The organism is Pseudomonas sp. (assembly GCF_041601375.1).
Lineage (GTDB): Bacteria > Pseudomonadota > Gammaproteobacteria > Pseudomonadales > Pseudomonadaceae > Aquipseudomonas.
On the sequence record NZ_JBFIIG010000115.1, the window covers coordinates 1 to 13,175 of the forward strand.

Annotated in this window: 12 protein-coding genes, 1 tRNA gene and 1 pseudogene; 1 reads left to right on the forward strand and 13 read right to left on the reverse strand. The window is 61.5% G+C overall.

What is annotated here, in order from left to right; all coding sequences use genetic code 11:
- From ytpR to ABZE94_RS14720, 7 genes are all read right to left on the reverse strand, one after another.
- A partial coding sequence (gene ytpR / locus ABZE94_RS14690) for a YtpR family tRNA-binding protein (protein ID WP_372876250.1) occupies window positions 1-543 on the reverse strand: 543 nt, incomplete at its 3' end.
- A gap of 39 nt (window positions 544-582) precedes the next feature.
- Window positions 583-1,599, reverse strand: coding sequence for a phenylalanine--tRNA ligase subunit alpha (gene pheS, locus ABZE94_RS14695; RefSeq protein WP_372876251.1), 1,017 nt, complete (start codon window positions 1,597-1,599; stop codon window positions 583-585).
- 95 nt (window positions 1,600-1,694) lie between these two features.
- Window positions 1,695-2,051, reverse strand: coding sequence for a 50S ribosomal protein L20 (rplT, locus tag ABZE94_RS14700; RefSeq protein ID WP_372876252.1), 357 nt, complete (start codon window positions 2,049-2,051; stop codon window positions 1,695-1,697).
- Between the two features lie 25 nt (window positions 2,052-2,076).
- Window positions 2,077-2,271, reverse strand: coding sequence for a 50S ribosomal protein L35 (gene rpmI, locus ABZE94_RS14705; RefSeq protein WP_079202156.1), 195 nt, complete (start codon window positions 2,269-2,271; stop codon window positions 2,077-2,079).
- A 59-nt stretch (window positions 2,272-2,330) separates the two neighbouring features.
- A complete protein-coding gene (infC, locus tag ABZE94_RS14710) occupies window positions 2,331-2,882 on the reverse strand; it encodes a translation initiation factor IF-3 (protein WP_170862287.1) in 552 nt (183 codons plus the stop codon).
- Window positions 2,882-4,804, reverse strand: a complete 1,923-nt coding sequence (gene thrS / locus ABZE94_RS14715) for a threonine--tRNA ligase (protein WP_372876253.1) — start codon at window positions 4,802-4,804, stop codon at window positions 2,882-2,884. Before thrS ends, infC begins: the two co-directional genes overlap by 1 nt.
- A gap of 240 nt (window positions 4,805-5,044) precedes the next feature.
- A tRNA-Val gene (locus ABZE94_RS14720) sits at window positions 5,045-5,121 on the reverse strand.
- A gap of 183 nt (window positions 5,122-5,304) precedes the next feature.
- Between ABZE94_RS14720 and ABZE94_RS14725 the strand changes: the two genes are divergently transcribed.
- Entirely contained in the window at window positions 5,305-6,588 is a 1,284-nt protein-coding gene (locus tag ABZE94_RS14725) for an NAD(P)/FAD-dependent oxidoreductase (protein WP_372876254.1), read from the forward strand.
- A gap of 56 nt (window positions 6,589-6,644) precedes the next feature.
- Here the strand turns inward: ABZE94_RS14725 and ABZE94_RS14730 are convergent, their stop codons facing one another.
- The 6 genes and pseudogenes from ABZE94_RS14730 to ABZE94_RS14755 form a co-directional block, all read right to left on the reverse strand.
- Window positions 6,645-7,616 (reverse strand): PA2778 family cysteine peptidase, encoded by a 972-nt coding sequence (locus ABZE94_RS14730; protein ID WP_372876255.1) that lies wholly within the window; start codon window positions 7,614-7,616, stop codon window positions 6,645-6,647.
- Complete coding sequence (locus tag ABZE94_RS14735) at window positions 7,601-8,002, reverse strand: PA2779 family protein (protein ID WP_372876256.1); 402 nt, start codon at window positions 8,000-8,002, stop codon at window positions 7,601-7,603. Before ABZE94_RS14735 ends, ABZE94_RS14730 begins: the two co-directional genes overlap by 16 nt.
- Window positions 8,003-8,113: 111 nt before the next feature.
- Window positions 8,114-9,862, reverse strand: a complete 1,749-nt coding sequence (locus ABZE94_RS14740; protein ID WP_372876257.1) for a NahK/ErcS family hybrid sensor histidine kinase/response regulator — start codon at window positions 9,860-9,862, stop codon at window positions 8,114-8,116.
- Window positions 9,846-11,009 carry an alcohol dehydrogenase-like regulatory protein ErcA gene (gene ercA / locus ABZE94_RS14745; RefSeq protein ID WP_372876258.1) on the reverse strand — a complete coding sequence of 388 codons (1,164 nt, stop codon included), beginning with the start codon at window positions 11,007-11,009 and terminating at the stop codon, window positions 9,846-9,848. The genes ABZE94_RS14740 and ercA overlap by 17 nt, the downstream gene beginning before the upstream one ends.
- Window positions 11,010-11,138: 129 nt before the next feature.
- Window positions 11,139-13,013, reverse strand: a complete 1,875-nt coding sequence (locus ABZE94_RS14750) for a prolyl oligopeptidase family serine peptidase (RefSeq protein WP_372876259.1) — start codon at window positions 13,011-13,013, stop codon at window positions 11,139-11,141.
- A pseudogene (locus tag ABZE94_RS14755) lies at window positions 13,001-13,175 on the reverse strand (pyrroloquinoline quinone biosynthesis protein PqqE); the annotation flags it as partial. The pseudogene ABZE94_RS14755 and the gene ABZE94_RS14750, both read right to left, overlap by 13 nt.

Consider the following 13,175-nt stretch of genomic DNA (forward strand, 5'->3'; position numbering starts at 1 on the left):
CAGGGCGCCGACTTCACGAGCCAGGCCGGCCAGGGACAGGCAGTCGCCGCGGTTCGGCGTCAGGTCGACTTCGATGCTGGCATCATCCAGATCGAGATAAGCCCGGATATCCTGGCCCACCGGCGCATCGGCAGGCAGCTCCATCAGGCCGTCGTTCTCTTCGCTGATCTGCAGCTCGGAGGCCGAGCAGAGCATGCCGTTGGACTCGACGCCGCGCAGCTTGGCTTTCTTGATCTTGAAGTCGCCCGGCAACTCGGCGCCGAGCATGGCAAAGGGAATCTTCAGGCCGGGGCGCACATTCGGCGCGCCGCACACCACCTGAAAGGCCTCCGCGCCATTGCTGACCTGACACACCCGCAGCTTGTCGGCATCCGGGTGCTGCTCGGCACTGAGCACCTCGCCCACTACCACGCCACTGAATACCCCGGCAGCCGGGGTCACGCTATCCACTTCAAGGCCCGCCATGGACAGGCGCGCCACCAGCTCGTCACGGGAAACCTGCGGGCTTACCCAGGTACGCAGCCACTGTTCACTGAACTTCATCCTGCTCTCCTAAAACTGATCGGTTACGGTCATGCGCTCCTAGCGAAATTGCGCCAGGAATCGCAGGTCGTTATCGAAGAACAGACGCAAGTCGTTGACGCCGTAACGCAGCATCGCCAGACGTTCGACGCCCATACCGAAGGCAAAGCCGGAATACTTCTCGGGGTCGATGCCGGACATGCGTAGCACGTCCGGATGGACCATGCCGCAGCCCATCACTTCCAGCCAACCGGTCTGCTTGCACACCCGGCAACCCTTGCCGCTGCACATCACGCACTGCATATCGACTTCAGCCGAGGGCTCGGTGAAGGGGAAGAAGGACGGGCGGAAACGCACACCCAGGGGCTTCTCGAAAAACACCCGGAGAAATTCTTCGATGGTGCCCTTGAGATCGGCAAAACTCACGTTCTCGTCGACCAGCAGGCCTTCGACCTGGTGGAACATCGGCGAGTGGGTGATATCGGAGTCGCAGCGATAGACGCGGCCGGGGCAGACGATGCGGATCGGCGGCTGCTGCGATTCCATGGTGCGCACCTGAACCGGCGAGGTGTGGGTGCGCAGCAACATGTTCGCGTTGAAATAGAAGGTGTCATGCATCGCCCGCGCCGGGTGGTGGCCGGGGATATTGAGCGCCTCAAAGTTGTGGTAGTCGTTTTCCACTTCGGGGCCTTCGGCGATGCCGTAGCCAATCCGGGTGAAAAACTGCTCGACTCGCTCCAGGGTTCGGGTCACCGGATGCAGGCCGCCGGAGGTCTGGCCACGGCCCGGCAGGGTCACGTCGATGCGCTCGGCCGCCAACTTGACACTCAGCGCCGCCTGCTCAAGGGTCGCCTTGCGGCTGTTCAGGGCTTCCTGAACCTGGTCCTTGGCGGCATTGATCAAGGCACCGGCTTGCGGACGCTCTTCAGCCGACAGCTTGCCCAGGGTCTTCATCACCTGAGTCAGCTCGCCTTTCTTGCCCAGATAGTGAACGCGCAACTGCTCGAGGGCATTCACATCGTCGGTGTGGCTAACGGCCTCGAGCGCTTGCGAGACCAGCACATCCAGATTTTCCATTTACAGACTCCAGATACGAAATAGGGGAAGAGCTTAAAGGCTCTTCCCCTATTGGTGACGTTTAGCACCGGGCGAACCCGGTGATTGTCGGGGACTTAAGCCAGGGTGGCTTTCGCTTTCTCGACAATCGCAGCAAACGCCGCTTTTTCGTTCACTGCCAGATCGGCCAAAACCTTACGGTCGATCTCGATGCACGCCTTTTTCAGGCCGGCGATGAAACGGCTGTAGGACAGACCGTTAACACGAGCACCAGCATTGATACGAGCGATCCACAGGGCGCGGAACTGACGCTTCTTCTGGCGGCGGTCGCGGTAGGCGTACTGGCCTGCCTTGATCACTGCCTGCTTGGCGACGCGGAATACGCGCGAACGCGCACCGTAGTAGCCTTTAGCGAGTTTCAGAATCTTTTTGTGACGCTTGCGAGCGATAACGCCGCGCTTAACACGAGCCATGAGTAATTTCCTCTATCTTGACCGATTAACGAACGCGCAGCATGCGCGCCACTTTTGCCACGTCGGACGGATGCACCATGGTGCTACCGCGCAGTTGACGCTTACGCTTAGTGGACATCTTGGTCAGGATGTGGCTCTTGAAAGCGTGCTTGTGCTTGAAGCCGTTAGCGGTTTTAAGAAAACGCTTGGCTGCACCACTCTTGGTTTTCATCTTTGGCATGTTCGGTACTCCGCATTCAGTTGATAAACATAACCGCAAGGCCTGCCGTGCCCTGGTGGTTACTTCTTCTTTTTGGGGGCGATGACCATTATCAGCTGGCGTCCTTCCATCTTTGGATGCTGTTCAACCGAGCCATATTCAAGCAGGTCAGCCTCAACCCGCTTCAACAGCTCCATTCCCAGCTCCTGATGCGCCATCTCACGGCCACGGAATCGCAAGGATACCTTGGCCCTGTCCCCTTCACTCAGGAAACGTACCAGGTTGCGCAGTTTTACCTGGTAATCCCCTTCCTCCGTCCCTGGACGAAACTTGATTTCTTTAACCTGGACCTGCTTCTGGTTTTTCTTCGCCGCGGCGATCTGCTTCTTCTTTTCGAAGATCGACTTGCCGTAGTCCATGACTCGGCAAACCGGAGGGATCGCATCAGCAGAAATTTCCACCAGATCCAGCTTGGATTCTTCGGCGATTCTAAGCGCTTCATCAATCGAGACGATGCCAATTTGCTCGCCTTCAGCGCCAATTAACCGAACCTCGCGTGCCGAGATATTCTCGTTGATCGGGGCTTTCGGGGCAGCTCGTTTATCTTGTCTCATTTCACGCTTAATAATGATTACTCCACATCTTGGCGACCACGCCGGGAAACCGCCTGCGCGAGGAATTCAGCGAATTGAGCGATGGGCATCGAGCCCAGATCAGCACCTTCACGGGTACGCACGGCGACAGTTTGCATCTCTACTTCCCGATCTCCGATAACCAAGAGATAGGGAACCTTGAGCAAAGTATGCTCGCGGATTTTAAAGCCAATTTTTTCGTTTCTCAAGTCAGACTTGGCACGAAAACCGCTCTGACCGAGTGTTTTTTCCACTTCCAAGGCAAATTCAGCCTGCTTGTCGGTGATATTCAACACCACAGCCTGAGTCGGCGCCAACCAAGCCGGGAACGCACCTTCATAGTGCTCGATCAAAATCCCGATAAAGCGCTCGAAGGAACCGAGAATGGCGCGGTGCAACATCACCGGATGCTTACGGCTGTTGTCCTCGCTGACGTATTCGGCGCTCAAACGCACAGGCAGATTGAAATCGAGCTGCAGGGTACCACACTGCCAGACGCGCCCCAGACAATCCTTCAGCGAGAATTCGATCTTCGGCCCGTAAAAGGCGCCCTCTCCCGGCTGCAAATCGTAAGGCAGACCCGCACTGTCCAGCGCCGAGGCCAGCGCCGCTTCGGCACGGTCCCACAACTCATCGGAACCCACGCGCTTTTCCGGGCGGGTCGAGAGCTTGAGCTGGATGTCGGTAAAGCCGAAATCGGCATAGACCGCCAGGGTCAGCCTGATGAAATCCGCCGACTCGGCCTGCATCTGCTCTTCGGTGCAGAAGATGTGCGCGTCATCCTGGGTAAAGCCACGCACACGCATGATGCCGTGCAGGGCGCCGGACGGCTCGTTGCGGTGGCAGGCGCCGAACTCGGCCAGACGCATCGGCAGCTCGCGGTAGCTCTTCAAGCCCTGATTGAACACCTGCACGTGGCAGGGGCAGTTCATCGGCTTGATCGCGTAGTCGCGGCTTTCCGACTCGGTGGTGAACATGTTCTCGGCGTAGTTGGCCCAATGCCCGGATTTCTCCCACAGCGAGCGGTCGACCACCTGCGGCGTCTTGATTTCCAGGTAACCATGTTCATGCTGCACTTTGCGCATGTACTGCTCGAGCACCTGGTACAGGGTCCAGCCATTGGGATGCCAGAACACCATGCCCGGCGCTTCTTCCTGGGTGTGGAACAGGTTCAGGCGCTTGCCGATCTTGCGGTGATCGCGCTTCTCGGCCTCTTCGATACGCTGGATATAAGCCGCCAGCTGCTTCTTGTCGGCCCAGGCGGTGCCATAGACTCGCTGCAACTGCTCGTTCTTGGCATCGCCGCGCCAGTAGGCGCCGGACAACTTGGTCAACTTGAACGCCTTGAGGAAGCGCGTGTTCGGCACGTGCGGACCACGGCACATGTCGACGTATTCTTCGTGGTAGTACAGGCCCATGGCCTGCTCGTCCGGCATGTCTTCGACCAGACGCAGCTTGTAGTCCTCGCCACGGGAGGCGAACACTTCGATCACCTCGGCCCGCGGGGTCACCTTCTTGATCACGTCGTAGTCTTTTTCGATCAGCTGCTGCATGCGCTGTTCGATCGCGGCCACGTCATCCAGGGTAAACGGACGCTCGCTGGCAATATCGTAGTAGAAACCTTCTTCAATGACCGGACCGATCACCATCTTGGCGCTCGGAAACAGCTGCTTGACCGCATGACCGACCAAATGCGCACAGGAGTGGCGAATGATCTCCAGCCCCTCCTGGTCTTTCGGCGTAATGATCTGCAGGGTCGCGTCGCCATCGATCAGATCGCAGGCATCGACCAGCTTGCCATTGACCTTGCCGGCCACCGTCGCCTTGGCCAGGCCGGCGCCAATGGATTGGGCCACCTCGAGTACGGATACCGGGTGATCGAACGAACGCTGACTGCCGTCGGGAAGAGTAATGATGGGCATGGCGCCTCCTCTCCTAGTGGTGACCTCTACCAAAGGCCACATGGGTTGGGATGAGCCAGTAAGCGATTCGACGGTATGCCTGCCATACGGCGGCAGGAGCCTGTTAAGCCAACCAAAACCGAACCGGGGTCACTGGAGGTTTTATACGTATCAAGCAACGGCAGGATGCTTCCAGAAAGCCTGAGCCCTGGCAAGCCGCCCAATAAAAAAGGGTCGCCTGGGCGACCCTTTTTATCGAATTGGTAGGCACAATTGGATTCGAACCAACGACCCCCACCATGTCAAGGTGGTGCTCTAACCAACTGAGCTATGTGCCTCCGATGGGTGCGCATTCTACGGGGGCGCTAAAAAGAGTCAACACTTTTTTCTCTAACTGCCTGAATAAATGAATTTTTTACTGTTCGGAGCAGCGTTTAATATTTCGCACGGGCACTAGCCGGGCATTTTCAACTCGGGTAGCATCAGCGCATCCGTAAAAAATAAAGAACATAGGTTGCAATATGGCGCACACGGCTTATCCACAATCCTACTATGCCGCTTCAGCCAACTCGGCTCCGCCACGCCCGGAACTGCATGGCGAAGTGGAAACCGACGTCTGCATTATCGGTGCGGGCTACACCGGCTTGTCCACGGCCATAGCCCTGCTGGAAAGCGGCTTCAAGGTGAGCATTGTCGAGGCTGCCAAAGTCGGTTTCGGTGCCTCGGGCCGTAACGGCGGTCAAATCGTCAACAGTTACAGCCGCGACATCGACAGCATAGAGCGCACCGTCGGCCCCAAGCATGCGCAACTGCTCGGCCAGATGGCCTTCGAAGGCGGGCGAATCATCCGCGAGCGGGTGGCCAAGTACGACATTCAATGCGACCTGAAGGATGGCGGCGTGTTCGCCGCGATCACGCCCAAGCAGATGGGCCACCTGGAAGCACAGAAGAAATTGTGGGAACGCTACGGCCATACCCAACTGGAACTGCTGGACGCCAAACGCATCCGCGAAGTGGTGGCGACCGACAACTATATCGGCGGCATGCTCGACATGAGTGGCGGCCATATCCACCCGCTCAATCTGGCGCTTGGTGAGGCGGCTGCCGTTGAATCCCTCGGCGGGGTGATTTACGAACAATCCCCGGCCATTCGCATCGAGCGCGGCGCCAACCCGGTGGTGCATACCCCCAACGGCCGAATCAAGGCCAAGTTCGTGGTAGTGGCGGGCAACGCCTACCTGGGTAATCTGATCCCCGAACTGTCGGCCAAGTCGATGCCTTGCGGCACCCAGGTGATCACCACCGAACCCTTGTCCGATGAACTGGCGAAGAGCCTGCTGCCCCAGGACTACTGCGTCGAAGACTGCAACTACCTGCTCGACTACTACCGCCTGAGCGGTGACAAGCGCCTGATCTTCGGTGGCGGCGTGGTCTATGGCGCGCGCGATCCGGCCAATATCGAGGCGATCATCCGCCCGAACATGCTCAAGACCTTCCCGCAACTGAAGGACGTGAAGATCGATTACGCCTGGACCGGCAACTTCCTGCTGACCCTGTCGCGCCTCCCCCAGGTCGGCCGCCTCGGCGACAATATCTACTACTCGCAAGGCTGCAGCGGCCATGGCGTGACCTACACCCACCTGGCCGGCAAGGTGCTGGCCGAGGCCCTGCGCGGCCAGGCCGAACGCTTCGACGCCTTCGCCGAACTGCCGCACTACCCCTTCCCGGGTGGCGAACTGTTGCGCATCCCCTTCACAGCAATGGGCGCCTGGTACTACAGCTTGCGCGACAGGCTCGGATTCTAGCCACTCGCTCGGACAAACCAACGGCGCCTACTGGCGCCGTCGGTTTTTCAGCCCGTTCAGTTCTGCGGGCAGGCAGGAGGAGGCAGGCACTGTTGCGCCGCTCCGCCGGCCGCGTGCTTCACGCCTGCGCCAAATCGCCGATCATCCGGAGCCAGCCGCTGGGCACAGAGCCTCGACTGTTCGGCGGCCTGCTGGCAACCGCGATCGGCCAACACCTGCGACAGGTTGAACCAGCCGGCGGCGAAGTCCGGCTGCTGCGCCAGGCTTTTACGTAACGCCGTTTCTGCCCCCTGCGCATCGCCACCGGCATAGCGGCTGTTGGCCAAGGCAAACCAAACCAGCGACTCGTCCGGCCACTGCCGAGTGGCGGTGCGATAGGCACGCTGCGCCGCAGCGACCCGCCCGGTTTCCTCCAGATCGCTGGCGGCCTTGAGCCAGGGGCGCAATTCGACCTGCGCCGGCAGCGTATCTGCCGGCAAGGTCAAGACGGCCCAACGCCCTCCCCGCGCCCAGGTCCGGTCGAAACTGTTGAAGCTGGTCAGCCAGCGCCGCGTGGTGCCCGAACGCAAAATCAAGGTCCGCTCACGCTGGTCATAACCAACCACCACAGCAAAGTGCCAACGTGGGTACCAATCGAAGGCCAGGTTTTGCAAGACCAACACCGGATTTCCCGCCGCCACTTCGGCAAGCAGCGCCTCCAGACGCGGTTGCAGCGGGTAGACCAGCATATCGTGAGCCCGCGCGGTCGCTACCATCTCTACCTGCAGGCTGCCTTCACGTGCAGGAATGAACACCCTGTCCTTGAGCAGGCCGGGGCTGGTCACGACGCCGCGCTGGTTGAGCATGGTCGCCAGCGCCGCCGGCCCGCATTGATAGGCGCTCTGTGGAAAAAACGGTACATCGCTCAGTTCTACCCGCTCAGGCAAACGGGAAGTCTCCGGTGGCAACAGCGGAGACTTCGCGCAGGCGGCAAGCAACCCAATCAGTACGAGTGGAAGCAGGTTCCAGCCAATCAACGATTTATGCATTTGACGAAATTGAAGATATTGGTCGCACAGAGCAGATCGGTGACGATGAATATCACCAGAAACAGCACGACCACCCCGAGAACACCAGAGCCCGCCGGCGCTTCCGACAGCTGCTGATTGAACTGCGCCAACTCGGCATTGGTCAGGCTGTTGATACGATCTTCAACCTGGGAGCGGTCAACTCCCATACCCAGCAACTTTTCCTGAACATCCTGTTCATCGAGCATGCTCAGCAATTGCTGGCGATCGACCTGCTGCTGTTGCTCGGCCAACACCTCACCGGTGCCGATCATGGCCGCATTAGCCAGGGGGATCTGGACAATCATCAACACGTGGAACACCGCCAACATGGCAGCCATACGCCGGAAGAACGAGTGATTGTACATAGGGGGTATCTCCTTGAAGGACCATGCCCCTAGGCCTGAACGGCTGCAGGGGTTCCACCACAGCATAGTCAATAAAATCCAAGCGACTGTCTGGCAGCGCACATATGACCATCATACTTGGCATATGGACTCGCGCAGCAGCTGACTGATGACCGCGCGCAACTTGCCAGGCTTGACCGGTTTATTGAGTAACGGCATGCCCATGCGCTGCAGCGCGCGACGGCACTGGTCGCTGCGATCCGCGGTGATCATCACCGCCGGGAGCGGCGAGTCGAAGTGCCGACGCAAATACGCCACCACATCGCAACCCAGCACCTCATGATCGAGATGAAAATCTGCCAGGATCAAATCCGGGGCCTGCCCGTCAAGCGCTTGCACGGCGGCCTCCTGATCGACCGCGGTGACCACCTTGCAGCCCCACTGTTCGAGCAGGGCCGCCATGCTATGCAGGATGCTCAACTCGTTATCCAGCACCAACAGGCGCCGCCCCGGCAGCGGATCACCAACCGATGACTGAACCGATGAAGTATTGGTTGCAGCGTTAACAAGCCGCGGCGCCAGCGGCACCCGAATGGCGAACAGCGAGCCGCGCCCGGGTTGCGAGCGCACCTCGATCGGGTAATCCAGCATGCGTGCGATCCGCTCGACGATCGCCAGGCCCAGGCCAACGCCCCTGCGCTCCGCGGCGCGACCGATATTCAGCTGATTGAATTCCAGGAAGATGTTTTCCAGCTGATCCGCGGATATACCGCGACCGGTGTCCCACACCTGCAGGTCGAGGAACGCGCCGCGTTTACGCGCGCCCAAGAGGATGCGCCCCTGCTCGGTGTAGCGACAGGCGTTGCTCAGGAAATTGCGCAGGATGCGCGTCAACAGGCGAAAGTCCGTGCTGATCGTATAGTCGGCAATCCGCGTCTTCAGCTGCAAGCCTTCGGCAGCGGCCACCGACTGGAACTCCGAAGCCAGGGGCTCCAACAGGTCCTGCAGACGGTACGCGTCTATATCCGGCTTGATCGCCGCCTGATCGAGCTTGGAGATCTCCAGCAGGTCGGTGAGCAGATCCTCGGCCCCCTCCAGGGCCTGATGGCTGCGTTCGACCAGATTGTGCTCGGCCGCCGGCAAGCTGCGCTCGCGCAGGGTGGAGATCAGCAGACGCGCTGCGTTGAGTGGCTGCAACAGGTCATGGCTGGCCGTTGCCAAATACTTGTCTTTGCTGTGGTTGGCGGCTTGCGCGGCATCGCGCGCCTCTCGCAACGCCTGCTCGATGCGCTTGCGCTCGACGATCTGCAGCAGCAGATTGCGGTTGGCCTCCTGCAACTCGGCGGTGCGAGCCTTGACCCGCAGCTCCAGCTCGTCATTGAGCAGTTGCAGGTGCCGCTGCGCCTGTTTGCGTTCGGTGATGTCGGCGACGAACCCCTCGATGAGGCCGTGCTCGCCCGGCTTCCGCAGCAGGTTCATCAAGACATCGACGCTGCTGCCGTCCTTGCGCCGCAGCTGGGTTTCGTAGCCGAACAAGCCGGGCGCACGCTCCAGCTCCTGGCCAATATGCTGCAACTCCTCACGGCCACCGACGAACAGATAATGGGCCAGATCGGTCAGCGACCACAGCACTTCCTGCGGGTCGTCATAACCGAGCATCCGCGCCAGGGCCGGATTGGCCGCGCGCAAGCCCTCCTGCAGGCTGGCCTGGAAGATGCCGTGCACTGCGTGCTCGAACAACCACTTGTAGCGATTGCGCTCGGCTTCCAGGTCTTCCAGGCGCGCCAGCAGTTCCGGGTAATGGCTCTTGCGCACCGAATGACTGCCCAGCCCGAGCAGCTCGGTAAGCGCCTGGCGTTGCTGGTCAGAGGGCGTCGGCATAGACGACCTCGACATCGCGCTGGGTCGAATCCCTCGGGTTGGTGAGGATGCACGGATCCTGCATGGCATTGCGCGACAGGAATGGGATGTCGGAACAACCCACCCCGTGCAACCCCAAGGTTTCATGAAAGCCGACTGCCCGTTTGAACTGGATCAGGTGCTCGACCAGGCGCTGGCGGATCTGCGGGTGATTGAGGCCGCGGGTGTCGATGCCGAGGGTTTCGGCCACCATTTTGAAGCGTTCCGGCGCGGCCTTGTAGTTGAACGCCACCACATGCTCGATCAGCACCGCATTGCACAGGCCGTGCGGCAGGTCGAGAAAGCCGCCGAGGCTGTGCGACATCGCGTGCACCGCACCGAGGATGGCATTGGAAAACGCCAGGCCGGCCTGCATGCTGCCGAGCATGATCTTCTCGCGCAGGGCGATGTCATCGGGGCTGGCGATCATCGCCACCAGGTTGCCGTTGATCAGGCGCATCGCCTCCAGGGCATGGGAGTCGGTCAGGGGCCCAGAACCGGTGGAGACGAAGGCCTCGATGGCGTGCACCAGCGCATCGATACCGGTGCAGGCGGAGAGGAACGGGTCCATGCTCAGGGTGGTTTCCGGGTCGATCAGCGAGACGTCGGGCACCGCCCCTTTGCTGACGATGGAGAACTTCATCCGCTCGTCCTGATTGGAGATGATCACGAACTGCGACACATCCGCCGAAGTACCGGCAGTGGTTGGAATCAGGATCAGCGGCGGACTCGGTACGCGCAGGGTATCCACGCCCTGGAATTCGATGATATGGCGGCCATGGGCCACGGCGATGCCGATGCCCTTGGCACAGTCCATCGGGCTGCCGCCGCCCACCGCCACTATCACGTTGCAACCCTGGCTGCAGTAGAGCTCGGCGCCGAGCATCACCTCCTCACTGCGCGGGTTCGGTGATACCTGGGTGTACAGGCAGTGTTCGATGCCCTGAAGCAGCAGACTGGCTTGCACGTCGGCCACCCAACCGGCAGCCTCCACCCCCGGGTCCGACACCAACAACACCTTGCGCGCGCCGAAGTTACTGGCGTAGTTGCCCACGCTATGCCGACAACCCGCACCAAAGACGATTTCCGGCGAAACGAATTTACGATGAAGACTGATATCGGCGCTCATGCCACGGCCTACTGCTTGTTGTTCTGACTACCGGCCAGCGTACTGCATTCACCTGCCAATGCAATGCCGCAGGCGTAGCGATGTATGCCAGACGGATATGCTAGTAGAAAGGACCCTCGTTGCCTTCGACTACGAGTTGTTCAGCAGCGCACAATAGAAGCGCCATTCATGCTCCAGGGCATGGGCAAGGTTCTTCGCTTGGCGAAAACCGTGACGCTCTTCGGGATACAGGTGGTAGTCCACCGGCACACCACGCCGCCGTAGCGCGGCGACCATTTGCTCGGTCTGCGTCGGCAGCACCACCGCATCCAGGCCGCCCTGGAAGAAGATCACCGGCACCGCGATCCGGTCGGCATGCAACAGAGGCGTGCGTGCCCGATAGCGTGCGGCATCCGCCTCTGGATCACCAATCAACCAGTCCAGGTAGTCGGCCTCGAACTTGTGCGTCGCCTGGCGCAGGGCCAGCGGATCGCTGACTCCATAGAGGCTGGCGCCGCCGCGAAACACCCGACTGAAGGCCAGGGCGCATAACGCCGTGTAGCCGCCGGCGCTGGCGCCGCGGATAAACGCCCGTCCCGGGTCGATCAGGCCGCTGGCCGCCAGCTGCGCCACCGCGGCCTGGGCATCCGCCACCTCGATATGCCCCCACTCCCCCGCCAGACGCAGGCGATAGGCGCGGCCGTAGCCGCTGCTGCCGCGGTAGTTGAGGTCGAGCACGGCGTAGCCGCGCAACGTCCAGAACGGGATGCGCGGATCGAACACCGGATAACAGGCCGCGGTGGGTCCGCCATGCAGGAACACCAGCAGCGGCGGTTTCTCGGTTTGACCGGCAGGCGCATAGAAGAAACCCTGGCTGCGTTCGTCCTCAGCGACCGGGCAACTGAAGGGTTGCGGCCTGGGCAGGTGCCGCGCCGGCAGTGGCCGCTCGCCGCCAGCGAGGATGCGCGCCGAGCCGCTGTCGCGGGCGATGGCCAGGATCGCCGGCAGGCGATCCGGTGCCCCGGCGACGCAGTAATAGTGGCCGGCATCCGCCGCCAGTGCGCGAAAACGACTGAAGTCCGGCGCCAGACGCCGTTCGCGCCCCAGCCCGTCCACGTCGAGCAGCACACCGAAGCCCTGCTCGAAGCGACTCAGCAGCATGGCGCCCGCCTCCAGTGGCAGGTAGCTGCAGCCGCCCAGCTGCCAGGGCGCCGGCGCATGATCGTAGGGTGACGCGGGGCCGCCTAGGCCATGCACACCTGCGGGTACCCCGGAAACATCGGTGGCGCACAGCGGCTGCCACCAGCCGTGGCGGTCGGAGAGCACCCAGAGCCTGTCATCGGCGGCGAAGCGCGGCTGCTGCAGCGACTGGTCGTGGTCGGCACCGGCCAGAACCCGCCTTCCCCCCGCGTCCTCGCGCAGGCACAGGCGGGTGGCGACCCAGGGCTGAAAGGGCTTGTCCCACTCGATCCAGGCCAACTGGCGACCGTCCGCACTGGCAACCGGGTCGGCATAGAAGTCGGCGCCTTCGACCAGCACTCGACGACTGCCCTCCAGGCCGATGCACACCAGGCGATGGATCACGCCGGCCGCTTCGTGGCTTTCCTCCACGGCCAGCAGTGCCTGCCAGGCCGGGACGAAGGACAGGCCACCGTAACGGCAATCTGGGCGCACGGTCAGTTGTCGCGGGGCGGCCGGGGACTCGCAGCCAAGGCCGCTGCCACAGGCCAACAGGTAGACCTGCTGGTCGGCCTCGTTGACGAAGGCCGCGCCCTGGTCGGTGGCGCAGCTGGCGCCGCCGCCGTATTCGTAGACCCGGCTGCGCACCGAGAAACCCGCCGGGGTCAGCTCGCGCAGTTCCTCGTCACGCCAGAAGAACAGGCCGCAGCGCGCCTGCTGCGGGTCGAAAGCCACCCATAGCAGGCCACCATGGGCGGCGTGCAGTTCGGCGAAGTCGCCACTGGCGGCGGCGGCCTGAGCGGCGCTCCAGATGCCATCGGCTTGTTCGGTCTCTAGACCTTGCATATGATCTTGGAGGCCTTTTCGTTGCGGAACACCAGGCTCTCCAGCGCCCCCGGCGCCTGCTCGGCCTCTTCGCGGGCGGCGAGGATGATGCCGTGGTGCGCCGACTTGCTGCACACCGGGTCGGCGTTGCTGGCGTCGCCGGTGAGCATGAAGGCCTGGCAG

Coding starts and splice junctions, on each gene's coding strand:
- pheS (WP_372876251.1), bottom strand. CDS start 1,599: ATGGAAAATCTGGATGTGCTGGTCTCGCAAGCGCTCGAGGCCGTTAGC.
- rplT (WP_372876252.1), bottom strand. CDS start 2,051: ATGGCTCGTGTTAAGCGCGGCGTTATCGCTCGCAAGCGTCACAAAAAG.
- rpmI (WP_079202156.1), bottom strand. CDS start 2,271: ATGCCAAAGATGAAAACCAAGAGTGGTGCAGCCAAGCGTTTTCTTAAA.
- thrS (WP_372876253.1), bottom strand. CDS start 4,804: ATGCCCATCATTACTCTTCCCGACGGCAGTCAGCGTTCGTTCGATCAC.
- ABZE94_RS14725 (WP_372876254.1), top strand. CDS start 5,305: ATGGCGCACACGGCTTATCCACAATCCTACTATGCCGCTTCAGCCAAC.
- ABZE94_RS14730 (WP_372876255.1), bottom strand. CDS start 7,616: ATGCATAAATCGTTGATTGGCTGGAACCTGCTTCCACTCGTACTGATT.
- ABZE94_RS14735 (WP_372876256.1), bottom strand. CDS start 8,002: ATGTACAATCACTCGTTCTTCCGGCGTATGGCTGCCATGTTGGCGGTG.
- ABZE94_RS14740 (WP_372876257.1), bottom strand. CDS start 9,862: ATGCCGACGCCCTCTGACCAGCAACGCCAGGCGCTTACCGAGCTGCTC.
- ercA (WP_372876258.1), bottom strand. CDS start 11,009: ATGAGCGCCGATATCAGTCTTCATCGTAAATTCGTTTCGCCGGAAATC.
- ABZE94_RS14750 (WP_372876259.1), bottom strand. CDS start 13,013: ATGCAAGGTCTAGAGACCGAACAAGCCGATGGCATCTGGAGCGCCGCT.